The 24,692-nt window shown below is 71.8% G+C and carries 18 protein-coding genes; 8 read left to right on the top strand and 10 right to left on the bottom strand.

Going from position 1 to position 24,692, the window contains the following annotated elements; all coding sequences use genetic code 11:
• The first annotated feature begins 104 nt into the window (after positions 1 to 104).
• The 3 genes from dxs (at position 105) to pflA (ending at position 5,485) form a co-directional block, all read left to right on the top strand.
• Positions 105 to 1,997, top strand: a complete 1,893-nt coding sequence (gene dxs / locus VTA80_RS02225; RefSeq protein ID WP_407343795.1) for a 1-deoxy-D-xylulose-5-phosphate synthase — start codon at positions 105 to 107, stop codon at positions 1,995 to 1,997.
• Positions 1,998 to 2,223: 226 nt separating this feature from the next.
• The gene (gene pflB, locus VTA80_RS02220; RefSeq protein ID WP_407343794.1) at positions 2,224 to 4,494 is read left to right on the top strand and encodes a formate C-acetyltransferase; all 2,271 of its coding nucleotides are present in this window, start codon (positions 2,224 to 2,226) and stop codon (positions 4,492 to 4,494) included.
• Positions 4,495 to 4,585: 91 nt separating this feature from the next.
• Complete coding sequence (gene pflA, locus VTA80_RS02215) at positions 4,586 to 5,485, top strand: pyruvate formate-lyase-activating protein (protein WP_407343793.1); 900 nt, start codon at positions 4,586 to 4,588, stop codon at positions 5,483 to 5,485.
• Between the two features lie 22 nt (positions 5,486 to 5,507).
• Here the strand turns inward: pflA and VTA80_RS02210 are convergent, their stop codons facing one another.
• The 5 genes from VTA80_RS02210 to VTA80_RS02190 all read right to left on the bottom strand — a co-directional run bounded on the left by VTA80_RS02210 (position 5,508) and on the right by VTA80_RS02190 (position 11,805).
• Positions 5,508 to 7,658 carry a 3-hydroxyacyl-CoA dehydrogenase NAD-binding domain-containing protein gene (locus tag VTA80_RS02210; protein ID WP_407343792.1) on the bottom strand — a complete coding sequence of 717 codons (2,151 nt, stop codon included), beginning with the start codon at positions 7,656 to 7,658 and terminating at the stop codon, positions 5,508 to 5,510.
• Complete coding sequence (locus tag VTA80_RS02205; protein WP_407343791.1) at positions 7,655 to 8,935, bottom strand: thiolase family protein; 1,281 nt, start codon at positions 8,933 to 8,935, stop codon at positions 7,655 to 7,657. The genes VTA80_RS02210 and VTA80_RS02205 overlap by 4 nt, the downstream gene beginning before the upstream one ends.
• A 96-nt stretch (positions 8,936 to 9,031) precedes the next feature.
• On the bottom strand, positions 9,032 to 10,369 hold the full coding sequence (locus VTA80_RS02200) for an HRDC domain-containing protein (protein ID WP_407343790.1): 1,338 nt from the start codon (positions 10,367 to 10,369) through the stop codon (positions 9,032 to 9,034).
• A 127-nt stretch (positions 10,370 to 10,496) separates the two neighbouring features.
• Positions 10,497 to 11,057, bottom strand: a complete 561-nt coding sequence (locus tag VTA80_RS02195; protein ID WP_407343789.1) for a response regulator transcription factor — start codon at positions 11,055 to 11,057, stop codon at positions 10,497 to 10,499.
• Positions 11,058 to 11,232: 175 nt separating this feature from the next.
• Positions 11,233 to 11,805: a DUF3000 domain-containing protein gene (locus VTA80_RS02190; RefSeq protein WP_407345646.1), complete on the bottom strand. Its 573-nt coding sequence runs from the start codon at positions 11,803 to 11,805 to the stop codon at positions 11,233 to 11,235.
• Between the two features lie 122 nt (positions 11,806 to 11,927).
• On the opposite strand from VTA80_RS02190, the gene gndA reads away from it, so the two are divergent.
• The 4 genes from gndA to VTA80_RS02170 are packed head-to-tail and all read left to right on the top strand — an operon-like array spanning position 11,928 to position 17,293.
• Positions 11,928 to 13,370 (top strand): NADP-dependent phosphogluconate dehydrogenase, encoded by a 1,443-nt coding sequence (gene gndA / locus VTA80_RS02185; protein ID WP_407343788.1) that lies wholly within the window; start codon positions 11,928 to 11,930, stop codon positions 13,368 to 13,370.
• Positions 13,354 to 14,433: a lipid II:glycine glycyltransferase FemX gene (locus tag VTA80_RS02180; protein WP_407343787.1), complete on the top strand. Its 1,080-nt coding sequence runs from the start codon at positions 13,354 to 13,356 to the stop codon at positions 14,431 to 14,433. The genes gndA and VTA80_RS02180 overlap by 17 nt, the downstream gene beginning before the upstream one ends.
• Positions 14,430 to 16,088 carry a murein biosynthesis integral membrane protein MurJ gene (gene murJ / locus VTA80_RS02175; RefSeq protein ID WP_407343786.1) on the top strand — a complete coding sequence of 553 codons (1,659 nt, stop codon included), beginning with the start codon at positions 14,430 to 14,432 and terminating at the stop codon, positions 16,086 to 16,088. Before VTA80_RS02180 ends, murJ begins: the two co-directional genes overlap by 4 nt.
• Entirely contained in the window at positions 16,085 to 17,293 is a 1,209-nt protein-coding gene (locus tag VTA80_RS02170; protein ID WP_407343785.1) for a DegT/DnrJ/EryC1/StrS family aminotransferase, read from the top strand. The genes murJ and VTA80_RS02170 overlap by 4 nt, the downstream gene beginning before the upstream one ends.
• Here the strand turns inward: VTA80_RS02170 and VTA80_RS02165 are convergent.
• Genes VTA80_RS02165 through VTA80_RS02155 form a run of 3 tightly spaced genes read right to left on the bottom strand, consistent with a single transcriptional unit; the run spans position 17,262 to position 19,843 of the window.
• Entirely contained in the window at positions 17,262 to 18,494 is a 1,233-nt protein-coding gene (locus VTA80_RS02165) for a hypothetical protein (protein ID WP_407345852.1), read from the bottom strand. The genes VTA80_RS02170 and VTA80_RS02165 overlap by 32 nt on opposite strands.
• A gap of 8 nt (positions 18,495 to 18,502) precedes the next feature.
• Entirely contained in the window at positions 18,503 to 19,045 is a 543-nt protein-coding gene (locus VTA80_RS02160) for a hypothetical protein (RefSeq protein WP_407343784.1), read from the bottom strand.
• A gap of 9 nt (positions 19,046 to 19,054) precedes the next feature.
• Entirely contained in the window at positions 19,055 to 19,843 is a 789-nt protein-coding gene (locus VTA80_RS02155) for a dihydrofolate reductase family protein (protein ID WP_407343783.1), read from the bottom strand.
• A 55-nt stretch (positions 19,844 to 19,898) separates the two neighbouring features.
• Between VTA80_RS02155 and zapE the strand changes: the two genes are divergently transcribed.
• Positions 19,899 to 20,960 (top strand): cell division protein ZapE, encoded by a 1,062-nt coding sequence (gene zapE, locus VTA80_RS02150; RefSeq protein WP_407343782.1) that lies wholly within the window; start codon positions 19,899 to 19,901, stop codon positions 20,958 to 20,960.
• On the opposite strand, the gene VTA80_RS02145 is transcribed toward zapE, so the two are convergent.
• Both VTA80_RS02145 and VTA80_RS02140 read right to left on the bottom strand, forming a co-directional pair.
• Positions 20,957 to 23,638, bottom strand: coding sequence for a bifunctional YncE family protein/alkaline phosphatase family protein (locus VTA80_RS02145; protein ID WP_407343781.1), 2,682 nt, complete (start codon positions 23,636 to 23,638; stop codon positions 20,957 to 20,959). The two genes, zapE and VTA80_RS02145, sit on opposite strands and share 4 nt — an antisense overlap.
• Before the next feature lie 166 nt (positions 23,639 to 23,804).
• Positions 23,805 to 24,662 (bottom strand): PPK2 family polyphosphate kinase, encoded by an 858-nt coding sequence (locus VTA80_RS02140; RefSeq protein WP_407343780.1) that lies wholly within the window; start codon positions 24,660 to 24,662, stop codon positions 23,805 to 23,807.
• Positions 24,663 to 24,692: the final 30 nt, after the last annotated feature.

The following is a 24,692-nucleotide window of genomic DNA, read 5'->3' as shown; positions in this document are numbered from 1 at the left end:
GGCTCCACTTAGCGTGATCCAGCCGCGCAAACTACAGTGGAGTCCGCTCACCGGCGCCCGCGCCTCGCGCGACGACGCCGTCACCTGGAGGAAGAAGACAGTCCATGGGCCTGCTCGCCCGCATCGAGTCGCCGGCCGACCTTCGGCGACTCACCGGCCGGCAGGTCGACGAGCTGGCCGCCGAGATCCGCGAGTTCCTCGTGCAGTCCGTGTCTCGCACGGGTGGTCACCTGGGCCCGAACCTCGGCGTCGTGGAGCTCACGCTCGCGCTGCACCGCGTCTTCGAGTCGCCGCGCGACTCCATCGTCTTCGACACCGGCCACCAGTCCTACGTGCACAAGCTGCTCACGGGTCGCAAGGACTTCTCCCAGCTGCGCAAGCGCGGGGGACTGTCCGGGTACCCGAGCCGAGCCGAGTCGGTGCACGACATCGTCGAGAACTCGCACGCCTCGACGGCGCTGAGCTGGGCCGACGGCATCGCCAAGGCCAACCAGGTCCAGGGCCGCACGGACCGCCACGTCGTGGCCGTGATCGGTGACGGCGCGCTCACGGGCGGCATGGCCTGGGAGGCGCTCAACAACATCGCCGGGGGCTCCGACCGGCGCCTGGTCATCGTCGTCAACGACAACGGCCGCTCCTACGCCCCCACGATCGGCGGGCTCGCGCACCACCTCGACACGCTGCGCACGACGCGCGGGTACGAGAACTTCCTCTCGTGGGGCAAGCGCACCCTGCGCCGCTCCGGGATCCCGGGCCAGATGGCCTACGACGCGCTGCACGGCCTGAAGAAGGGCATCAAGGACGTCGTCGCGCCCCAGGGCATGTTCGAGGACCTCGGGCTGAAGTACGTGGGACCGGTCGACGGCCACGACACGGCCGCCGTCGAGCACGCGCTGCGCCGGGCCAAGGCCTACGGCGGGCCCGTCATCGTGCACGTCATCACCGAGAAGGGCCGGGGATACAGCCCGGCCGAGCAGGACTCCCTCGACCGTTTTCATGCCGTCGGGCAGATCCACCCGGAGACCGGGCTGCCCGTCGCGCCGTCCCGGTTCGGCTGGACGTCGGTCTTCGCCGACGAGATGGTCCAGATCGGCCGACGCCGGCCCGACGTCGTGGCGGTCACCGCCGCGATGCTCGCACCCGTGGGCCTCGCGCCGTTCGCGGCCGAGTTCCCGCGCCGGACCTTCGACGTCGGCATCGCGGAGCAGCACGCGGCGACGTCGGCGGCGGGGCTCGCGTTCGGCGGGCTGCACCCCGTCGTGGCCGTCTACGCCACGTTCCTCAACCGCGCGTTCGACCAGGTGCTCATGGATGTCGCGCTGCACCACGCCGGGGTCACGTTCGTGCTGGACCGCGCCGGCATCACGGGCGACGACGGCGCGAGCCACAACGGCATGTGGGACATGGCGATGCTCACGTCCGTCCCGGGCCTGCGCCTGGCGGCGCCGCGCGACGAGCCGACCCTGCGTTCGGCGCTGCGTGCGGCCGTCGACATCGATGACGCCCCGAGCGTGCTCCGCTACCCGAAGGGTGCGCTGGTCGGACCCATCGAGGCGCTCGACACGGTCGACGGCGTCGACCTCCTCGCCCGCCACGATGCCGGTGACGGACGCGACGTCCTCGTCGTCGGCATCGGCTCGTTCGTGCCGACCGCGCTCGCGGTCGGCGAGCTGCTCGCGGCCCACGGCCTGCGGGTCAGCGTCGTCGACCCGTGCTGGGTCCTGCCGATCCCGGCCGCGCTCGTCAAGCTGGCCGGCGAGCACGACCACGTGGTGACGATCGAGGACGGTCTCGCCACCGGCGGCATCGGGTCGCTGCTCGCGCAGCGCTCGGCCGAGGCCGGCGTCCGCACCGCGGTCCAGTCGATCGGCATCCCGCTCGGGTTCCTCGAGCACTCGACCCGGGACCAGATCCTCGGCGACCTCCGGCTGCGGCCCGAGGACATCGCCCGGGACGTCCTGACGGTCCTGGCGACGACGGCCCCGGCCGGCAGCTGATCGGCCGGCTCGGTCGGCGCGCGCGTATCGCGGTGGTATTCGCGCGCGGCAACCGCGCGTAGCCTGGGCTGCACCCCGAAAACGCCCATGAAGCGTACTGGTGTGACGCAGATCGCACCGTGAGATGTCCGGTTCTGGGGCCACCGAGGCCCTTGGTCCCATGTCATCCCATGACTTTCCTCGTACGGTCGAGGTAATTAGGAAGCAACCCTGAGGAGCACACCTGATGACGACCACCGCAGTCCCCCAGCCGGCCACCGCCGACGGCACCTCCGGAGCCTGGAAGGGCTTCGTCGTAGGACCGTGGAGCGATGGCATTGACGTCCGCGACTTCATTCAGAAGAACTACCTCCCGTACGCGGGAGACGCGACGTTCCTCGCGGGCGCGACGGAGCGCACCACGGGCATCTGGGCGAAGATCGCCGCGATGTTCCCCGCCGAGCGTGAGAAGGGCGTCTATGACGTCGACCCCCTCACCCCGTCGAGCATCACCTCGCACGCCCCGGGCTACATCGACCAGGGCCACGAGCTCATCGTCGGCCTGCAGACCGACGCGCCGCTGAAGCGCGCGATCATGCCGTACGGCGGCTGGAAGATGGTCGAGAAGTCCCTCAAGACCTACGGCTTCCCGGTTGACCCGCAGCTCGAGAAGATCTTCACCGAGTACCGCAAGACCCACAACGCCGGCGTCTTCGACGTCTACCCGCCCAACGTCCGCAAGGCCCGCAGCTCGCACATCATCACCGGCCTGCCGGACGCGTACGGCCGCGGCCGCATCATCGGTGACTACCGCCGCGTCGCCCTGTACGGCGTCGACGCCCTCATCGAAGCCAAGAAGGTCGAGCGTCACCAGCTCGACATGGAGCGCTCGGTCGAGGACATCATCCGCGACCGCGAGGAGAACGCGGAGCAGATCCGCGCGCTCGGCGACCTCAAGAAGATGGCACTGTCCTACGGCAGCGACATCTCCGGTCCCGCCACGAACGGCCGCGAGGCCGTGCAGTGGGTCTACTTCGGTTACCTGGGTGCGGTCAAGGACCAGAACGGTGCGGCCATGTCTTTGGGCCGCGTCTCGACGTTCCTCGACGTCTACCTGCAGCGCGACCTCGAGTCGGGCGTGCTCACCGAGTCCGGTGCGCAGGAGCTCATCGACGACCTCGTCATCAAGCTGCGGATCGTGCGCTTCCTGCGCACCACCGAGTACGACGAGATCTTCGCGGGTGACCCGGTCTGGGTCACCGAGGCGATCGGTGGCATCGGCGAGGACGGGCGCCCGCTCGTCACCAAGAACTCGTTCCGGTTCCTCCAGACGCTCTACAACCTCGGCCCGGCCCCCGAGCCGAACCTCACGATCCTGTGGAGCAGCCGCCTGCCGGAGGGCTTCAAGCGCTTCTGCGCCCAGGTCTCCATCGACACCTCGGCCATCCAGTACGAGTCGGACGAGCTCATCCGTCCGGCGTGGGGCGACGACGCGTCGATCGCCTGCTGCGTCTCCGCCATGCGGACCGGCAAGCAGATGCAGTTCTTCGGTGCTCGCATCAACCTCGCCAAGACGATGCTCTACTCGCTCAACGGCGGGCGCGACGAGGTCTCGGGCAAGCAGATCGCCCCGGCCACGATGCCCGTCACCGGCGACACGCTCGACTACGACGACGTGATGGCCAAGTTCGACATCGAGATGGACTGGCTCGCCGAGACGTACATCGACGCGCTGAACTGCGTGCACTACATGCACGACAAGTACGCGTACGAGCGCCTCGAGATGGCCCTGCACGATGGCAACATCCTGCGGACCATGGCGTGCGGCATCGCCGGCCTTTCCGTGGTCGCCGACTCGCTGTCCGCGATCAAGTACGCCAAGGTGCACCCGGTGCGCGACGAGACCGGCCTCATCACGGACTACACGATCGAGGGCGACTTCCCGAAGTACGGCAACGACGACGACCGTGCCGACGTCATCGCGATGGACATGGTCGCGACGTTCATGGCCAAGCTTCGCCGCCAGCAGACGTACCGCGGCGCGCTGCACACGCAGTCGGTGCTGACGATCACGTCCAACGTGGTCTACGGCAAGGCCACGGGCAACACGCCCGACGGTCGCCGCAAGGGCGAGCCGTTCGCACCGGGTGCCAACCCGATGAACGGCCGCGACACGCACGGGATGCTCGCCAGCGCGCTCAGCGTTGCCAAGCTCTCGTACGCCGAGTCGGCTGACGGCATCTCGCTCACGTCGACGGTCGTCCCGTCCGGCCTGGGCCGTAACCTCGAGGAGCAGGTCTCCAACCTGGTCGGGCTGCTCGATGGCTACAACGTCTCCAGCGGATACCACCTCAACGTCAACGTGCTCAACCGCGAGACGCTCGAGGACGCCATGGAGCACCCGGAGAACTACCCGCAGCTCACCATCCGGGTCTCCGGGTACGCGGTGAACTTCGTCCGCCTCACGCGCGACCAGCAGCTCGACGTGCTGTCGCGTACGTTCCACGGCAGCCTGTAACACCAGCAGCCGGCATTGCCGCGGGCCCGGGGACGAGAAATCGTCGCCGGGCCCGCGGTACATCACACGTGATATCAGACGGGAACCACGCATGAGCGACTCCATGAGCGACACGGCCTCCGCCGAGCGCGCTACGGGCGCGCCCGTGGTCCAGCTCGGTGTGCCGCTGGTCGGCGGCTCGCACCACCGCGCGTCGGCCGGCACGGCCGGGCTCGACGCGAGCGAGGCCGAACGGTCCGAACGTTTCTCCCAGGTGCGCGCCGGCGAGCTCGGCTCGCTGCACTCGTGGGAGCTCGTGACGGCGGTGGACGGCCCCGGCACGCGCATGACCACCTTCCTGTCGGGCTGCCCGCTGCGCTGCCTGTACTGCCACAACCCGGACACGATGGAGATGCGCCGCGGCGAGCCCATCGAGTCCACCGAGCTGCTCGGGCGGATCGCGCGCTACAAGAAGATCTTCGACGTCACCGGCGGCGGCATCACGATCTCCGGGGGCGAGCCCCTCATGCAGCCCGCGTTCGTCGCACACATCCTGCGCGGCGCCAAGGAGCTGGGGATCCACACCGCGATCGACACCTCCGGCTACCTCGGCGCGCACTGCACCGACGAGATGCTCGACGACATCGACCTCGTGCTGCTGGACGTCAAGTCCGGCGACCCCGACACGTACAAGCGCGTCACGGGCCAGGCGCTGCAGCCCACGCTCGACTTCGGCCGGCGGCTCGCCGCCCATGGCATCGAGATCTGGATCCGGTTCGTGCTCGTACCGGGCCTGACCGACGACTACGCGAACGTCGAGGCGGTCGCCGACTTCGCCGAGTCGCTCCCGACGGTCAGCCGGCTCGAGGTGCTGCCGTTCCACCAGATGGGCCGCGACAAGTGGGAGAGCCTTGGGATGAAGTACGAGCTCACCGACACCCCGCCGCCGACCCTCGAGCTGGTCGAGCGCGTGCGCGGCCAGTTCCGCGCCCGGGGCCTGACGGTCTTCTAGACCCCGAGCGCGGCGCGGTGGGTCAGCGGGCCGGGAGGCTCGCCACGCCCGCCGGGTGCAGGTGGTGGCCGAGCAGCCGGGCGGAGTAGCCGGTGCGGTCGAGGTACGGCGAGATACCACCGAGGTGCAGCGGCCAGCCGGCACCGAGGATCATGCACAGGTCGATCTGATCGGGGGAGCCGACGACGCCCTCGGCGAGCATGAGGCCGATCTCCTGCGTCAGGCCGGCCAGGACGGCGTCGAGCACGCCGGCCTCGTCGCGCGCCGACAGGCCGCCGGGCGTGCCGAAGACGTCCTGGATCGCCGGGTCGACGGACAGTTCCGCGCCGTGCCCGTCGGGTGCGCCGGCGACGCGGCGTCCCTCGCTGAGCAGCCGGGTCAGCCCGGGGGACAGCGGGTAGCGGTCGCCGAGCTGCGCGTGCAGCAGGTCGAGCACGTGCAGCGCCACCTGCGGGCCGACGAGCTGGATGAGGGCGAACGGGGACATGGGCAGGCCGAGCGGGCGCAGGGCGGCGTCGGCCACCGTGACGGGCGTGCCGTTCTCGACCGTGGCCACGACCTCGGCGAGCATCCGCAGCAGCAGCCGGTTGACCACGAAGCCGGGGTGGTCCGCGACCCCGACGGCGGTCTTGCGCAGCTTCTTGACCAGCGCGAACGCCGTCGCCACCGCCTGCTCGCTCGAGACGGGCGTGCGCACGATCTCGACGAGCGGCATCTGAGCCACGGGGTTGAAGAAGTGCAGCCCGACGACCCGCTCGGGGTGCCGCAGGTGCGCGGCCATCTCGGTGACCGACAGGGCCGAGGTGTTGGTGGCGAGGATCGCGTCGTCGGCGATCACGTCCTCGAGCTCGGCGAAGACCCTCTGCTTGATCTCGAGGACCTCCGTGACGGCCTCGATCACGAGGTCGGCACCGGCCAGGGTGCTCAGGTCGGTCGAGACGCTGATGGACTCGGTGAGCCGGGTCGCCTCGTCGGCAGACAGCCCGCGCTTGACCAGCCCGGCGACGATCCGCCCGACGCCCGCCAGGCCGGCGGCGACGCGCTCGTCGTCGATCTCGCGCATGACGACCGGCACCTTGAGGCGCTGGGCGAGCAGGACGGCGAGCTGACCGGCCATGAGGCCCGCCCCGACGATGCCGACCGTGCGCACCGGACGGGCGAGATCCTCCGACGGCGCCCCGGCCGGCTTGCGGGCCTTGCGCGTGGTCAGGTCGAACGCGTACAGGCTCGCGCGCAGGCCGTCCGACATGATCAGGTCGGTCAGCGCGTCCTCCTCGGCGACGAACGCCGTGTCCCGATCCGTGGTGCGCGCGGCGGCGACGAGGTCGAGCGCACGGTAGGGCGCAGGCCGCGAACCGTGCAGGCGCTGGTCGAGCATCTGGCGCGTCGAGGCGACGGCGGCGTCCCACTCGCTCGCGCTCTCGATCTCGGCTCGGACCACGCGCACGCGACCGGCGAGGACCTCCGCGGTCCACACGATGGACTGCTCGAGGAAGTCGGCGGGGTGGAACAGCGCGTCGGCGCACCCGAGCTCGAGGATCCCCGCCGCGTTGGTCATGCGGTTGCCGGCGAGCGGCCGGTTCACGATGAGCTCCAGCGCCCGCCGGACCCCGACGAGCTGCGGCAGCAGGTAGCAGCCGCCCCAGCCGGGGACCAGCCCGAGGTAGGTCTCCGGCGTCCCGACCGCCGTGACGTCACCGGCGATCGTGCGGTAGGTGCAGTTCAGCGCGATCTCGAAGCCGCCGCCGAGTGCGACGCCGTTGATGTAGGCGAAGGTCGGCACGGCCATCTCGCCGAGCAGCCGGAACGCCGCGTGCCCGACCTCGCCGAGCTCGCGGGCCTGCGCCGCGTCGGTCATCCGCGCGGCGGCTGTGAGGTCAGCGCCCGCGGCCAGGAAGCGCGGCTTGCCGGTGACGCCGACCGCGACGATCTCGCCCTCGGCGGCGCGCTGCTGCAGCGTGAGCAGGACGCTGCCGAGCTCGCGCAGCCCGATCGGCCCGAACGACGTCGGGACGGCCGCGTCGAGGTCGTTGTCGAGCGTGATCAGGGCGAGGATCCCCGCGCCGTCGGGCAGGGTGACGTCCCGCACGTGCGCGTGGGTGACGCGCTCCGGCGGCGCCCCGCGGCCCGGGCCGTCGGTCGTCGCGGCGGTCGGGGTGGTGGTGCTGGTCATGGCTGCGCTCCAGGAGGGGTGGTGGTGCGGGTGGGGATGCCGTGCCGTGGCGGCGGGTAGCCGTCGTACTCGGGGTGGTGGGGGTTCTCCCAGATGACGGTGCCGCCCTGGCCGAGGCCCACGCACATCGTCGTCAGGCCGAACCGGACGTCCGGTCGCTCGGCGAACTGCCGCGCCAGCTGGGTCATGAGCCGCACGCCGGAGCTCGCGAGCGGGTGCCCGACGGCGATCGCGCCGCCGTAGGGGTTCACGCGCGGGTCGTCGTCGGCGATGCCGAACGCGTCGAGGAACGCGAGCACCTGGACGGCGAACGCCTCGTTGATCTCGAACAGGCCGATGTCCGACGCCGACAGCCCGGCGTTGCCGAGGGCCCGCAGGGTGGCCGGTACGGGACCGAGGCCCATGACGTCGGGCGCGACCCCGGCGTAGGCGAAGGAGACCAGGCGCATGCGCGCCGGCAGGCCGAGCTCGTGGGCGACGTCCTGCGTCGCCAGCAGGCAGGCAGCGGCGCCGTCGGTCAGTGGCGCCGAGGAGGCCGCGGTGACCCGACCGCCCGGCCGGAACGGGGTGCGCAGGTCCTGGATGGAGGCGAGGGTCGTGCCGGGTCGGGGCAGCTCGTCGGCGGTGGCCAGGCCCCAGCCGCGGCCCGGGTCGAGCACCGCGACCGGCACGAGGTCGCCCGAGATCTGCCCCGCGGCCAGCGCGGCGGCGTACTTGGCCTGGCTGGCCACGCTGTAGGCGTCGGCGCGCGCGCGGGTGAGGGCACCGAAGCGGTCGTGGAGGTTCTCCGCGGTGCGGCCCATGTCGAGCGCATCGGGGGAGACGAGCCGCTCGGTCGCGAACCGCGGGTTCGGGTCGGCGCCGGCCCCCATCGGGTGGTGGCCCATGTGCTCGATCCCGCCCGCGAGCGCGACGTCCTGCGCACCCATCGCGATGCCCGACGCCGTCACGGTCACCGCGGTCATCCCACCCGCGCACATCCGGTCGACCGCGAAGCCCGGGACCGAGCTGGGCAGGCCGGAGAGCAGGCCGACCGTCCGCCCGAGCGTCAGGCCCTGGTCACCGGTCTGGGTGGTGGCGGCGAACGCGACCTCGTCGATCCGGTCGAGCGGCAGCCCCGGGTGGCGGCGCAGCACCTCGCGGATCGCCTTGACGGCCAGGTCGTCCGCCCGGGTGTGCGCGTACAGGCCGTCCGGTCGCGCCCGGCCGAACGGGGTGCGAACCCCCTCGACGAACACGACGGAACGCAGGGCGCGGTGGGCGGTGGGGCTCGTCATCGAGTCTCCTGGGATGGACGGCTATGTCCGGGCGTGCGTCGACCTGCTCGACGCACCCATCGGTCGGCCCGGGGCCGCTCGTGGGGTGCGTCGATGTTACTCCGCGGTAGCGAAAGCCTCGGCGAGTTGGGCCGACACCAGGTCCACCTGCCAGGGGCGCGCGCCGCCGGCCGTGAGCACCTCGGTGATCGAGGCGACGTCCAGCGTCGAGGGCGGCGTCCAGCACAGGCGGCGCAGCAGGTCGGGCTGCAGGAGGTTCTCGATCGGGATGTGGTGATCGACCGACAGTGCCGTCACGGCCTGGCGCGCGACGGCGAGCCGCGCGGCGGCGGCCGGGTCGCGGTCGGCCCACGCGCGCGGCGGCGGCGGGGCGTCGGTCCGGGGCCCGCGCACCGACGGGAGCTCCTCGTCTGGAAGGGTCAGCCCGCGGTCGATGGCCTGCTGCCACAGGGCGGCGCGTCGTCGGGCACCCTTGCCGGAGAACGCGGCGAGCGCGGTGAGCTGGTCGACGGTGCGCGGCATCGCCTGGGCGGCGGCGACGATCGCGTAGTCGGGCAGGACCCGGCCGGGGGAGATGTCGCGGTGCCGCGCGTTCGCGTCCCGCGTGAGCCACAGCTCGCGGACGATGGCGAGCTTGCGGGCGTCCCGGACGACGTGCAGCCCGGAGACGCGGCGCCAGGGGTCGACGCGCGGCGCGGCCGGCGGGGCGGTGCGCACCGCCTCGAACTCCTGGGCGGCCCACTCGGCCTTGCCCGCCTCGGCGAGGCGGTCAGCCATGACGGCGCGGAGCTCGACGAGAACCTCGACGTCGAGCGCGGCGTACCGCAGCCAGTCGATCGGCAGGGGACGGGTCGACCAGTCGACCGCCGAGTGCTCCTTCGCGAGCCCGAGCCCGAGCAGCTCGGCCACGACGGCGCCGAGCCCGACCCGGTCCAGACCGAGCAGGCGTGCGCCGACCTCGGTGTCGAAGACCCGGCTCGGGAACAGGCCCTGCTCGGACAGCCCGGGCAGGTCCTGGGAGGACGCGTGCAGCACCCACTCGACGCCGACGAGCGCCTCGGAGAGCGTCGACAGGTCGGGCAGCGCGATCGGGTCGATCAGAGCGGTGCCGGCGCCTTCGCGGCGCAGCTGCACCAGGTAGGTCGCCTGCCCGTAGCGGTACCCGGACGCCCGTTCGGCGTCGACCGCGACGGGCCCGGTGCCGGCGGCGAAGGCCGCTACGACCTCGGCGAGCGCTTCGGCGGTGACGGTGACGGGGGGAATGCCGTCGGCGGGCTCGACGAGCGGCACAACCTCGAGCGCGGCCGGTGCACCGTCAGGTGCAGCCTCGGGCGCAGCGTCAGGAGAGGCCGTGGACGGGTCCGGGACCACGTTCACGACCCGGGCCGGCTCGTCGAGGGGGCCGACCGGACAGGTCGGTGTCTCGAGATCCATAGGGTCAACGGTAAGCCGTCCGACGGTGAGGTCGGCGCAGCGCGCGCCGGTGACCGGGTCCCGGGGACGTGTCGTGCACCACCGCGCGGCCGTCAGGCGCGTCGCGGCAACCGGATCGTGGCCGGTCTCAGGGCATCAGGCCGGAGCGGATCACCGTGGCCACGAGCTCCGCCCGGTCACCGGTGCCGAGCTTGCGCGAGATGCGCGCCAGGTGGCTCTTCACCGTGAGCGCCGAGAGACCGAGGTCTTCGCCGATCTTGCGGTTGCTGCGGCCGTCCGCGACGAGCTTGAGCACCCCGAGCTCGCGCGCGGTGAGCTCCGGGTGCGGCGGGACGGGTGCTGCGACGGGTGCCGGCTCGGGGGTCGGTGCGATGGGGCGGCTCAGCCCGGGCACCAGCTGCATCCGGCGCGGATCGGCCGCGACGGCGCCCCGAAGCCCGCCCGAGAGCAGCTGGACGAGCTCGCGGCGCGCGGCGCGCCGGGCGAGGAGCACGACGCGCGTCGTACCGCGACGACCCAGGTTGCGGACCAGGGCGGTGCCTTCGCCCTCGCCGAGCTCGTTGACGACGATGCACATCTGGCCCGCGGGGACGGGACGCCGCAGCGGCGTGCCCTGGGTGCGGACGGGATTGGTCGGCGCGACCGCACGCGTCAGCGTCGACGTGGTGTGCAGTGATTCGATGCTCACAACGACTCTCCGGCTCAGACGAGGATGATGTACTTCACCCATATCGGCCAGAAGAGTGAATGACTTGAGGCGGATGCAGACTCTAGCCCCGACTCGCGCGGATTGTCCTATTGTGTCCGCCCACTGAGTCTGCGCCCCCTGCGCCGCCTGGAGAGCCGGTGCCCAAAGGCCACCGCTACCGGCGCGATCCCATCGCTGTCACCCCGGGAGGCAGGGGCGGTAGCCCGGCGGCCTGGCACAGCAGCTCTGCCCAGGCGCGCAGGTGCGGTTCCAGCTCGCCGTCGGGAGCCGTCCAGGACGCACGGATCTCGACCTCGACCTCGGGCGGGCGGTCCGCGAGCGAGCCGAAGCTCCTCGACAGCACGCGGGTGACCGTGCCCCCGGCGGCGTGCGGGACCACTCCGCAATCGGCGAGCGCGTCGTCGAACCAGGTCCAGGCGACCTCCGCCAGCAGGTCGTCGGCACCGAGCTCGGCCTCGAGGTGGGCGCGCACCATGGTCACGAGGCGGAACGTGCCGTCCCAGCCCTCGTGCCCGGCGGGGTCGTGCAGCACCACGAAGCGGCCCGACGCGAGCTCGGTGTCCGCCGGTGGCACCCGGACGTCTGCCGTGAGCGCCACAGTGAAGGGGGCGATCCGAGCCGGGCCAGGGACCTCGGCCAGGTGGATCTCCGGTCGCAGCCTGGTCGCCCGCAGCGATCGCAGCGCGCGGATGAACTCCGCAGGCGCGTCGGCCGGACCAGAGTTGATCACACCGGTGAGCGTAGGCGCGCGCGGTACCGCGAGACCGGCATTGGGCGCTCGAGGGGGTCGCGGCGTGTCGCCGTTAGGCTGGCAGCTCAGTAGGTCACCGCGACGTAAGGATCCCCCGCATGTCCGCAACAGCGCAGATCGGTGTCACCGGCCTGGCCGTGATGGGCCGGAACCTGGCCCGAAACTTCGCTCGGCACGGGTACACGGTGGCGGTGCACAACCGCTCCTACGCCAAGACTGCGTCGCTCGTCGCCGACCACGCCGCGGACGGCACCTTCGTGCCGTCGGAGTCGATGGCCGACTTCGTGGCGTCGCTCGAGGTTCCGCGCAAGATCGTCATCATGGTCAAAGCGGGCGGGCCGACCGATGCGGTCATCGCCGAGCTGATCCCGCTGCTGGCGACGGGCGACATCGTCATCGACGCCGGCAACGCGCACTTCCCGGACACGATCCGGCGCGAGGCCGAGCTCGCGGCGCACGGCCTGCACTTCGTCGGCACCGGCGTCTCGGGCGGCGAGGAGGGCGCGCTCAACGGCCCGAGCATCATGCCGGGCGGCTCCGAGGAGTCGTACGGCGTGCTGGGCCCGATCCTCGAGAACATCTCCGCCAAGGTCGACGGGGTCCCGTGTTGCACCTATGTCGGCGCCAACGGCGCGGGGCACTTCGTCAAGATGGTCCACAACGGCATCGAGTACGCCGACATGCAGCTCATCGCGGAGGCGTATGACCTGCTGCGCCACGGCCTGAACGCCTCGGCAGCCGAGATCAGCGCGATCTTCGCCGAGTGGAACACGGGTGACCTCGAGTCCTTCCTGATCGAGATCTCGGCGGACGTCCTTGCGCACGTCGACCCTGTCACCGGTGCGGCGTTCGTCGACGTCGTCCTCGACCAGGCCGAGCAGAAGGGCACCGGGCGCTGGACCGTCCAGAACGCGCTCGACCTCGGTGTGCCGATCACCGGCATCGCCGAGGCCACGTTCGCGCGTGCGCTGTCCGGCTCGGTTCCCCAGCGCACCGCGGCGCGCGGCGTGCTCCCGGCGCACGCCGAGGCCTGGGACATCCCCGCCGCCGACCGGGCCGCGTTCATCGAGGACGTGCGCCTGGCGCTGTACGCCTCGAAGGTCGTCGCGTACTCGCAGGGATTCGACCAGATCGCCGCGGCGTCCGCCGAATTCGGCTGGGACGTGGACCGCGGCGCGATGGCGCGCATCTGGCGTGGCGGGTGCATCATCCGGGCGCGGTTCCTCAACCGCATCACCGAGGCCTACGAGCGTGACGCGCACCTGCCGCTGCTGCTCGCGGACGAGTACTTCACCGGTGTGATGGGTGCGGGCGTGGCGGCCTGGCGCCGGATCGTCTCCGCCGCGGCACTGCACGGCGTGCCCACCCCGGGCTTCTCGTCGTCGCTGGCCTACTACGACGGTGTGCGGGCCGAGCGGCTGCCCGCGGCGCTCATCCAGGCGCAGCGCGACTTCTTCGGGGCCCACACCTACCGCCGGGTCGACCGCGAGGGCACGTTCCACACCGACTGGTCGGGTGACCGGAGTGAGCGGACCGTCTGAGATGGTGCAGACCGCACTGACGACCGAGCCGGCCACGTCCCGCGACGACTGGGACGCCGACGTCCTCGCGCTGGGCGGCCACCCCCTGCAGCTCTGGGGATGGGGCCAGGTCAAGGATGCCGGCGCATGGACACCGCACCGACTGAGGTTCCGTGACGGCGAGAGGCTCGTCGGCGTCGCGCAGGTCCTCGTCCGCCACCTCCCGACGCCGTTCGGTCGCCTGTCGTACGTGCCGCGCGGGCCGGTCGTCCTGGGCGACGACGGCACCGAGGCCACCGGTGATCTGCAGGAGCGACGCGCAGCTGTCACGACGGCGCTGGTGGAGTGGTGCCGGGCGGAGATCGGCGGCATCGGGGTCTCGCTGGAACCCGATTGGCCCGCCGGTGCCGACCCCGCGGTGCCGGGATCCCGGCCCGGACGCTGGACCGTGCTCGTCCCGAAGACACTCGTTCTCGACCTGACCCGGTCGTCCGACGATCTGCTCGCCGACATGGACCGCTCTCCGCGCCGGGACGTCCGCAAGGCGGCGCGCGACGGGCTCGACATCCGCCGCGTGGAGACGGCCGACCAGATCCGGGCCGTGCTCGACGTGTACCGGGAGACGGCCGACCGGGCAGATTTCGCGATCCACGACGACGACTACTACCTGTCGGTGCACCGGGAGCTGGGGCCGCGCTCGGTGCTGGTGGCCGCGTACTCCGACGACAAGCCGGTGTGCTTCTCGTGGTGCGTGAACTCGTCCCGGACGTCGTTCCAGCTCTACGGCGGAGGGAACGCGGCCGGGCGCCGCCTGCGCGCGACGACGCCCGTCTACTGGCGGACGGTCGAGATCGCCCAGCAGGACGGACTGACGCGCTTCGACTTCAACGGGCTGCTCAACGACGGCATCAGCCACTTCAAACGGACCCTGGCCCAGCACGAAGACGAGATGGTCGGCACCATCGATGTGCCCTTCAGCCCGCTGTACGGCGTGTGGGATCGGATGCTGCCGGTCGGCAAGCGTGCGGTCCGGTGGCTGCGCGCGCCGCGCCGGGGCGCAGGCACACCGACTGAAGCGTCGTGACGGACCTCGATCCTCAGTCCGGCGAGAGCCTGCGCCGCGGCTCCCTCCTCATGGCGACCGGGACGTTCGCGTCCCGCGGCACCGGCCTCATCCGGACCATGCTGCTCGTGGCCGCGGTGGGGACGGTCGGTGGTGTCGCAGACGCCTTCGACATCGCGAACACGCTGCCCAACATGCTCTTCGCGCTGCTGTCCGCGGGCGCCATCCAGGCCGTCCTCATGCCGCAGATCATGGCGGCGATCGCGTCGGACGACGCCCAGGAGCGCCTGGACAAGCTGCTGACCCTCGCCACCGTCTTCCTGGCTGTGCTGACAGTCATTCTCGTGGCGGCGGTGCCGGTACTCATCCACCTGTTCACGCTCGTCGGGGACTGGCCGGCGGGGCAGATCGCGCTCGCGGTGGGCTTTGCCTACTGGTGCGTGCCTCAGGTGTTCTTCTACGGGCTCTTCGCGGTGCTCGGCGACGCTTTGACCGCACGCGGCCAGTTCGCCGCGTTCGGGTGGGCCCCCGCTGCCAACAACATCGTCTCGATCCTCGGTTTCGGCGCGTTCATCGCAATCTGGGGTACCACGCGGACCGGGCTCACCGACATCGGAGCGTGGTTCAACGCCCAGACCGCGGTGCTCGCCGGCACGGCCACGCTGGGGATCGTCGTGCAAGCGCTCCTGCTCGTCGTCGCCCTGCGGCGCGGGGGGTTCCACTGGCACCTGCGCCTAGGACTGCACGGCCTCGGGCTCCGCGGCGCCAGCACGGTCGTGGGCTGGACTCTCGGGGCGGTGGCGCTCGAGCAGGTCGGCGTGATCTATCTCAAGAACGTCACGTCGGCCGCCGGAAACACGGTGACGGCGTCGGGCGCGATCGCCGCCGGCAACGCCACGTTCACCAATGTCTTGATGATCTACCTGCTGCCGCACTCGCTGCTCATCGTCTCGATCGTGACGGCCCTCTTCCCGCGGATGACCGCTGCGGCCACGGCCGGAGACGTCGACAGCGTCCGGGCCGACATGTCGACCGGACTGCGACTGATCGGCGTCTTCTCGGTGTTCTCGGCCGCCGCGCTGGTCGTCCTTGCAACGCCGCTGATGAAGGCGCTGTTGCCCAGCATCAGCGAGTCGATGGTCGAGGTCGGTGCCCCCGTGCTGCGGGCGCTGGCGCCGGGCCTGATCGCCCTCGGCGCGACCGTCCTGGTGAAGCGGATGTATTACGCGTTCGGTGACGGTCGCAGCATCTTCTTCATCCAGATCCTCGCGACGGCGACCATGACTGCCGGGATCTGGGTCGCGACGCTGACGCTCAGGCCGAGCCAGTGGACCGTGGCGGCGGCCGCGATGACGGCCGTCGCGACCTGGATCTCCGTCCTCGCGCGCGTGCGCGGGATGCGGCGCAAGCTCGGGGGGATCGACGGCCATCGGGTGCTGCAGATGTACGTGAAGGCAGGAGTCGCGGCCCTGCTCGCCGCCGGGATCGGATGGGCGCTGCTCGTGGCGTTCGACGCCGCCCTCGGAACCGCCGGTTGGTGGCAGGCGGTGCTCGCCTGCACCGTCGTCGGTCTGGCGATGGGCGCGGTGTACGGGGCGATGTTGCACGTGATGCGCGTCCAGGAGCTGGACGCAGCCTTCGGGGTGCTTCGACGCCTGAAGAGGAAGGCACGATGACGACCGATTCCGACGACGTGGTCGTGACTGAGGCCCTTGCCGCCCGGACGGGTACCGACCCGGGGGACTGGTTCCTCGTCTTCAAGGCGCGCTACGGGATGGAGATTGTCTTTCGCGCGCTGCGGGACGTGCGTGGACCGGGTGACGTCGCCACCCAGGCTTTCACGTGCTCCACCGCGATCGACCCCATCCTGGTGGCGGGACTGACCCCGGTGTACGGCGACGTGTCGCCGGCCTCGATCTCGCTCGACCCGGAGCGCCTGGTGCTCTCAGCCGGGACCCGCGCCGTCGTCATCCAGCACACGTTCGGCATCATCGACACTCCTGCCGCCGGGCGGCTGGGTGACGCCGCGCACCGGGCCGGGTCCCTCGTGGTGGAGGACAGCGCGCACTGCGCCGGTCGGATGGCGCGCGACAGTGCTGGGGCGCCGCTGGCCGATGTGTCGATCCACTCCTTCGGTGTCGAGAAGATGCTGCCGACCCGGTTCGGCGGCGCGGTCTGGGTCAACCCCCGGCTCGGTGACGGCGCCCGGCTCGGTGACAGCGCGCTGCGCGCGCGCATCGTCGAGGGCCTGCGCGGCGCCCCGGTCGTGGGCAGACGGCTGGACCTGGTGACCCGGGCCTACCGCGGGGAGGTGGCGCTCCTCAACCGGCTCCCCGGTGTGCTCTCCCGGCCGGCGCGGGGGATGCTCACGTCCTTGCGCGCCTTCGAGCCGGCCGTCGGAGCGGTCGAAGGACGGGGCAGCCTGCCCTACCGGTCGATGCGGCCGACGGCGTGGATGACGAGGCGGATCGCCGCGGCGCTGCCCCAGCTGGACGAGATCGAGCACCGTCGCGGCGCGGCCGTCACCGAGTACCAGTCGGCGCTGGCCTCGGTGGTCGAGGTGCCCTCGGCGATCCGCGCCGGGGATCCTCTCGTGCGGTGGCCGTTCTTCGCCACAGACGCCGCGGCGGCCCTGCGGACCCTCGCCGCCCTGCGGTCAGCCGGGGTCTACGCGGGGACCTGGTACCGACCCCTGCTGTTCCCAGGGGTCGAGGACCCGTCCGCCTATGGCTACGTGCCCGGCGACGGCCGACTGGCGACGTCCGAGGACCTCTCGGCGAGGGTGGTCAACCTGCCGACGATGGGTGGTGCGACGCAGGCACGTCGGGTCGCCGAGGTCGTGCGCGCAGCTACGGCTGCGGGCGGTTCTTCGCAAACTTGACGTAGTCGAGCGACCGACGCGCGTCGAGCCGGGCGATCTCCACCCGGCGGCGCAGCGACCGGTCCGGGCCATAGCGCAGCGTGTGGTCGCGATTGCGCCGCCGGAAGGCGCGCACCCGGGCACGCAGGGACCCCGGGACGAACCAGACGACGACCGGGTACGGAGCGTTGAGCCACAGCCGCTCCTCGGTCGTGACGGTCTCGTCCACCGCGCGCCCGTACACGTACTCCTCGATGGTGCTCCGCGCGATGTTGGCGCCGGCCGCCGTCGCGTAATAGCTCGTCGCGCCGGGCCGGAGATTGACCTCCAGGAGCTTGTCGACGCCCGTGCGGCGGTCACGCATGACGTCGAAGTTCGCCGCACCGACGTATCCGATGCCGTCGAGGAACCCGCGCAGGGAGGCGACCAGCTCGTCATCGTGCACGGAGACGATCGCGTTGTTGTTCCCGACCAGCCGGGGGTGGTACTCGGTGAGCACCACCTGCCCGAGGGACGCGAGGCGCATCCGTCCCTGGCGGTCGGAGTAGGTGTTCGCGACGCGCATCACCGACTCGTCGCCCGCCAAGAACTCCTGGACGATCAGGTCCCCGGTGTAGCCCGCGCGGGTGATCCTCGCTGCCACGGCACGCAGCTCGCGCGCATCGCTGATCCGGTAGACCTTCTCCTTGCCCTCGAACTGCAGGCGAGGATAGGTGTCGGTGTCGGACGGCTTGAGGATGACGGGGTAGCCGAAGGGCAGGTCGTCCCCGAGGTGCGGGTCGGAAGCCGTTCCCGGTGTGACGACGACGGTCTCGGGGTGGGGGACGCCCAGCTCGGCGCAGGTGCGATAGAAGTCGGACTTGTCGATGACCCGCCGCTTGATCGCCTCGCCGACCAGCGGTATCGCGTAGTCCGCCTCGAGCTCGGCGCGGTGGTCGATCACGACGTTCGTGTAGTACTCGATGGTCGCGAAGATGACCCGCGTGCGGCCGGGGAACTCGGCGGCGAGGTCGCGGAGCACCGCCACGACCGTCTCCGGAGCATCGAGGCCCGGGTACACGCGCACGTCGACGATCGCCGAGTGCATCGTCTCGCCGAGCGCGGCACGCCCGATGGCGAGGGACCGCACGCCGAAGGCCTCGTGCAGCGCCCGCGCGGTGGCGTACGCGCCGAGACCGGTACCGAGGATGATGGGGACGAAGTCCTGGTTTCCGTAAAGCATGTGTGCGCTCAGCCCAGCTCGCTGGTCTCGGCGTAGAGGTGCAGGACGGGAACCTGGAGCGTCTCGCGGGCACGCGAGGCCCAGTCGCGGTGGAACGTGTCCTCGACGGCGTGCGGATACGTCACCACGACGATCTCGCGCACGATGCCCGCGGCGACCTCGGCGCGCAGGGACGGGAGCGGGTCGTCGTCGACGATCTGACCTTTGGTGCTCGCGCCGGCGGCCGTGAACGCCGCCATGCTCTGCGCGAGCTGGTCCGCCGCCTCGGCCTTGGCCTCGGTCGCCTTCGGCTCGCGCCGCAGGACGTCCGAGAGCGCCTCGCGCAGCTGCCCCATGCCGAGGTGGTCGACGAACGAGACGAGCATGTTGCGCTCGGTGTCGGCCGGGACCAGGACCCGGTAGACCAGCGTCGGGTCGTCGTGCAGCTCGAGGATGTGCGCCACGTCCGCGCCGACCAGCGTGTCCTCGGTGAGCACGACGATCGTGTTCGCCTCGGCCGGGGGTTCCGGGATGGCGGGGAGTTCAGGGGACTGGCTGCGGGGATCGGTCACCTGTTGAGCCTAGAGGAGCCACCGACCGAGCAGGACCGCGTCGGCGTGCAGCAGGTGCGCAGGCGAGGCGGCCAGGGCGGGGGAGAACCAGCCGTCGTGGTTCACGATGCGCGGGGCGGGACCGCCGACGAGGAACGGGCTCCACGTCAGGCAGAGCTCGTTCACCAGCCCGGCGTCGAGGAGATCCCCGAACAGCCGGGGTCCGCCCTCGGCGAGCACGCGCGGCAGGCCCCGCGCGGCGAGCGCGGCGAGCGCCGCGACGAGGTCCACGCGACCGGTGCCGGCCACGATCACGCGATCGGCACCGATGCGTTCCCGCAGAGCGTCGAGGTCGGGCCGGTCCGCGATCGTGACGACCAGCGGCGGCTGCGCGGAGTCGAGGAGCGCCGCCGGCAGCGCCCCGGTGCCGCTGACCACCGCGAGCTGGAGGTCGTCGCGCTGGCCGCGCGCGGCCCGGGCGGAAGCGAGGTTGGCCGGGACGCCGATCCCCGTGTATCCCTCGGCCCGCGCCGTGCCTGCGCCGATCAGGACGACGTCGGCGGCGGCGCGCAGCACCGTGAAGACCCGCAGGTCGGCGGCTCCGTTGATCGTCCCGGAGCGGTCGTCGGCGCCGGTCGCACCGCCGTCGAGGCTCGAGATCATGTTCACCCGCACCCAGCACGCCGCGCCGGCCGGGGCGGGCGGATGGGCGTACAGCGCGGCCAGGGTGTGCTCGTCCGCCTCGGGCGGGATCGGTTCCCCGGCCCGGGACAGCGGCAGCAGGACGTCGAGGGTGGGGCGGCGCGGGTCGGAGGGCATCCCCCCAGGCTAGGGGTGGTCGCCGCTCGGCAGGGCGGGCTTAGGCTCGATCATCGTGAGCCTCATCGATCTCGGCAGCCCGGCGCCCGCCAGCCTCGCGGAGCGGCGACCCCGGGTCCCGACGGCGCGGCTGCTCGGCGAGCTCGTCCCGCCCCGCCACTTCGCGGGGGAGTCGTTCGACACCTACCGGCCGGACCCCGCGTTCGACAGCCAGTTCGTGGCCGTGACCCGGCTGCGGACCGTGGCCGAGACGATCAGCGTCGCGGCCGGCGGGTCCTGGCGCACGCGCCGACGCCGCGCGGCCCCGCCCGCGGTCTACCTGGACGGCGGGTTCGGCGTCGGCAAGACCCACCTGCTCGCCGCCCTCGCCCACGCCGTCGGACCGGTCGACGCCGCGTTCGGGACGTTCGTGGAGTACACCAACCTCGTCGGGGCCCTCGGGTTCGTGGCGACCGTCGAGGCGCTCGCGACCAACCGGCTGGTCGCGATCGACGAGTTCGAGCTCGACGACCCGGGGGACACGGTGCTCATGTCGCGGCTCCTGCGCGAGCTTGCGGACCGGGGCGTCGCGCTGGCCGCGTCCTCGAACACGCTGCCCGACTCGCTCGGCGAGGGGCGCTTCGCCGCCGAGGACTTCCTGCGCGAGATCCAGGCGATGGCCGCGCGGTTCGAGGTCCTGCGGATCGACGGCGAGGACTACCGTCACCGTGCGACCGTGACCGACGCCCAGCCCGTGCTCGACGACGTCGTGCGGGCGGTCGTGGCACGCAACCCGGCGGCGACGCTCGACGACTTCGAGACCCTGCTCGGCCATCTCGCCCTGGTGCACCCGAGCCGGTACGGCGCCCTGCTGGACGACGTCGAGCTCGTCGGGCTCACCGCGGTCGGGCCGATCACCGACCAGAATGCCGCGCTGCGGCTGGTGGTGCTGGTCGACCGGCTGTACGACCGCGACGTGCCCGTCGTGCTCGGGGGGACCGGCGAGCACGGCCTGTTCACGCCGACGATGCTGAGCGGCGGCTACCGCAAGAAGTACTACCGCGCGCTGTCCCGGCTGGGTGCCCTGGCCGAGCAGGGTCGCCAGGTCGTCCAGCCGCACCCCGAGCCGGCCAGCTAGTCGGCTTCGTCCTCGCCCTCGGCTCCTGGTCCCGGCGGCGGCGGGCTGCTGTCCGCGCCGTGCACGGAGTGCCACAGGATCGCGTCCAGCACCCGTTGCGGGACCTCGTCGGTCTGCCCGAGCGGGAGCGCGCTCGACCACTGCGAGTCGGGGCTGGCGGGGTCGTTGCGGGTGAGCAGGTCGACCCGGGCGGGCAGCGCCGCCACCGGGGCCGCGTTGTCCGGGGTGGCCGTGAACGCGTCGTACATCGGGGTGGCCAGCGCGTCGTTGAGGGTCAACGGGTCCATGCCGATGATGAGCTCGATCGAGCGGACGACGGACACCAGGTCGTAGCGGGTGTGCAGCACGGCACCCGCCTTCGCGTACGGGCTGATCACCAGCGCCGGGATCCGGTGCGCGTTGACGTGGTCGGCACCGTCCTGCGAGTCGTCCTCGACCACGAAGATCGCCGAGGAGGACCAGATCGGCGAGTTCGACACGGTCTCGACGAGCTGGCCGAGGCCGAGGTCGGCGTCCGCCTGCATGGCGGTCGGCGTGGGGAACCCGGGCTGGGTCCCGCGCGTGTGGTCGCTGGTCATCGTCAGGTAGCTCAGGGCGGGGACGTCGTTCGCGGCGACCTGGGCGGCGAACCGCTCCGCGAAGCAGTCCAGGTGGGAGTAGCTGCCCGCGGGAGCCCCGGCGGGCATGCTCGAGTCGAAGATCTCGCCGTTGTCCATGGCCACGCCGATGGTCACGTCCGACGGGTAGCACCCGGTCGTCGGGGGCCCGAGGTCGGACTTGGCCTCCACCTTCTGCAGCTCGGCGAGCTGCGCGGGCGTGCGGTCCCGGTCCGGCACCTCGCTGGACCCGCCGATGAAGCCCTCGCCGTAGTTGAAGTAGGAGATGTGCTGGCGCTCGGCCTGGTTGAACAGGACGCCGTTGCCCGGCCAGGACACGGCAAACATGCCGAAGTCGTTCGGGCGGCCGCGGGCCGCGTACTGCTGGACCCAGTTGCGGGCGACGTAGTCGGGCACCATCGTCGAGGCCGTCCAGTAGTGCCCCTGGATCGACGCCTCGGAGTTGGCGTACACGTTGTCCAGGAGCGGGAAACGCCGGGCCAGCGCGTGCATGTTCGGGGTCACGTCCTCGCCGAACACGGTGAGTTTGGGATCGCCGTTCCCGCGGGCGTCGTCGCCCAGCAGCTGGTCGTAGCTGCGGTTCTCGCGCACGACGAAGAAGACGTGCTTGATCGGCCCGTCGGCGCGCAGCGGGGTGTCGGCCGGGGCCGGTGTGGCGCCGATGGGCTGCAGCTGCTGCGACGCTGCAGGGGTCAGGCTCTGCACCTCGGCATCGGTAGGCAGGGTCATCAGGCCCGCGCGACCGGTGACGAGCAGGGGCGGGTACTCGAACCCCGCGAACACGTCGGTCGTGGGCGCGATCGGGTTGAACGCCCAGAAGATGGGATCCGTGGGCAGCGCGGGATTCGTGCCCCGGGGGTTCGGTCCGATCCCGACGCCCTCCGCGGCCACGTACAGGAGCTGCGCCGGCCGGTCGCCCTGGGCCGCCACGGTCACGACCGCCTGGGGCTGCTGCGCGGTCGGGATCCGCCCCAGGACCGTCCAGTCGGCCGCGGCCGATCCCGACCCGCCGGCGAGCTGGATGACGGCGATCTCGTCGGCACCCGACTCGGCCACGAACAACCGCTCGCCCTGCGGGTCGAGGGAAAGGGCCACCGGGATCGTGCCCAGGCCCTCGGGCCGCCCTACCGAGATCGTGCGCTCCACGGTCCGCTCGGTCAGGTCGACGACGACGACCTGGTCGCTCGCCGAGAGCGCGACGTACGCCCGCTTCCCGGCGGGGTCGACGATCACGCCCTGCGGGTGGGACAGCGGGGGTCCGACCTGGATGTCGGCGAGCTTGGTGCCGCCCTGCAGGTCGATCACGGACAGGGTGCCGGCGGCCTCGTTGGTCACCAGGCCGACCGTGCCGCCGGGAACGATCGCCGCGCCGAACGGGTAGCCCCCGGTCGGCACGTACCGCACCTGGTCGTTGTCGAGATCGATGAGAGCGGCACTGTCGGCGAGGTTGAGCGCCACGAGCAGCGAGGCGCCGTCGGGCGAGACCGCGAGCTTCAGCGGCCACGAGCCGACCGGGCCCGCCAGCCCCGCGCGCGGCGGGGGGAAGACCTGCTCGGTCGGGGCGCCGGGCTGCGGGGGCACCGGGATGACCCGGTCCAGGCTCGCCTGCCCGCAGGTCTCGCCCCAGCTGTAGACCAGGATGTTGTTGCCGGTCGCACCCGGGAGGTCGTTCTTCGTCGGCTGCCACCGGGAGTTGACCAGCCCGGAGACGTACGCGAGCCGGTGGGCGGAGTCCAGGGCGATCCCCCCGGTCGCGCCGGGCAGGTCCAGCACCTGGCACACGCTCTGCTCGGCGGTGTCGACGATGCGGATGTCGTTGTCGTAGATGCCGGCCGAGACCGTCCACAGGTACTTCCCGTCGGCGGTCACCGCGCCCCCCATGGGGAGGTTGCCGAGACTCACCTGCGCGCCCTGCGGGGTGAGCTGGCGGCCGCTCGGCAGCAGGCCGGACGTCGGCCCGGGGATGCCGGACGCGGCCGACGGCTCGGGGCCGGACCGCGCGAGGGCGACGACGCCGGCAACCATCGCGATCAGCAGCGCGACGACCGCGACGGTGGCCACGGCCTGACGCCGAAGCGTTCGGCGGACCTGGTCTGCGGAGCTCGACGGTGTCGACATCGGGGACCCTCGCTCCCGTTCGAAGGCGCACCTGTGGTTCAGCAACCCACGCTGGCACCCACCGCACGCGCCCGGGAGAGCCCAACGTCCCGAATCGGCCCCGCGCCGGTCAGGCGCCCTCGGCGTCGAGGCGGGCCCTCTCGGCCTCGACGTCGAAGGTGGCGGTCGGCCACCCGAGGTCCTGCTCGCGCAAGGCCCGGGCGAGCAGCTCGGACACGGCGAGCCGGGCGTACCACTTGTGGTCGGCGGGCACGACGTACCAGGGTGCACGCACGGTCGAGGTGCGGTCGAACACGGCCTGGTAGGCCTCCGTGTACTTCGACCAGAACGCACGCTCGTCGAGGTCGCCCGGCTTGTACTTCCAGTGCTTCTCCGGGCGGTCGAGCCGCTCGCGCAGCCGGGCCAGCTGCTCGGCGCGCGAGATGACCAGCGCCACCTTGACCACGCTGGTGCCCGAGGTGACCACGTCCTTCTCGAACTGGTTGATCTCGTCGTACCGTGCGGCCCAGACGTCCGGGTGCACCAGGTCGTGCACGCGCACCACGAGCACGTCCTCGTAGTGCGAGCGGTCGAAGACGCCGATCCGGCCCGGCTCGGGCAGCGCCCGCCCGATCCGCCAGAGGTAGTGGTGCGTGCGCTCCAGGTCGGTCGGGACCCCGAACGCGTGGTGCTGCACGCCCTGCGGGTCGACGTAGCCGATGACGTGCCGGACGATCCCGCCCTTGCCGGCGGTGTCCATGCCCTGCAGCACCAGCAGCACGGCGCGGCTGCCCCCGGTACGGCTCTGGGCGAACAGGCGTTCCTGCAGCTCGGAGAGCTCGCGGCCCACCTCGTCGAGGCGGTCCTCCGCGTCGTGCTCGCCGTCCTTCCAGCCCGGGGTGGACGACGGGTTCAGCCCTGCCAGCCGAAAGCCCGGACCCGGTCGGAGTACTTCGTGAGCGGGAGTGGTCCAGCTGTTCGTGGCCATGAGTCCTCCTCGATGCACGCTATGCAACGA

This window comes from Pengzhenrongella phosphoraccumulans (assembly GCF_045689905.1).
Classification (GTDB): Bacteria; Actinomycetota; Actinomycetes; order Actinomycetales; family Cellulomonadaceae; genus Pengzhenrongella; species Pengzhenrongella phosphoraccumulans.
This window is presented reverse-complemented; position numbering and strand designations above follow the sequence as displayed.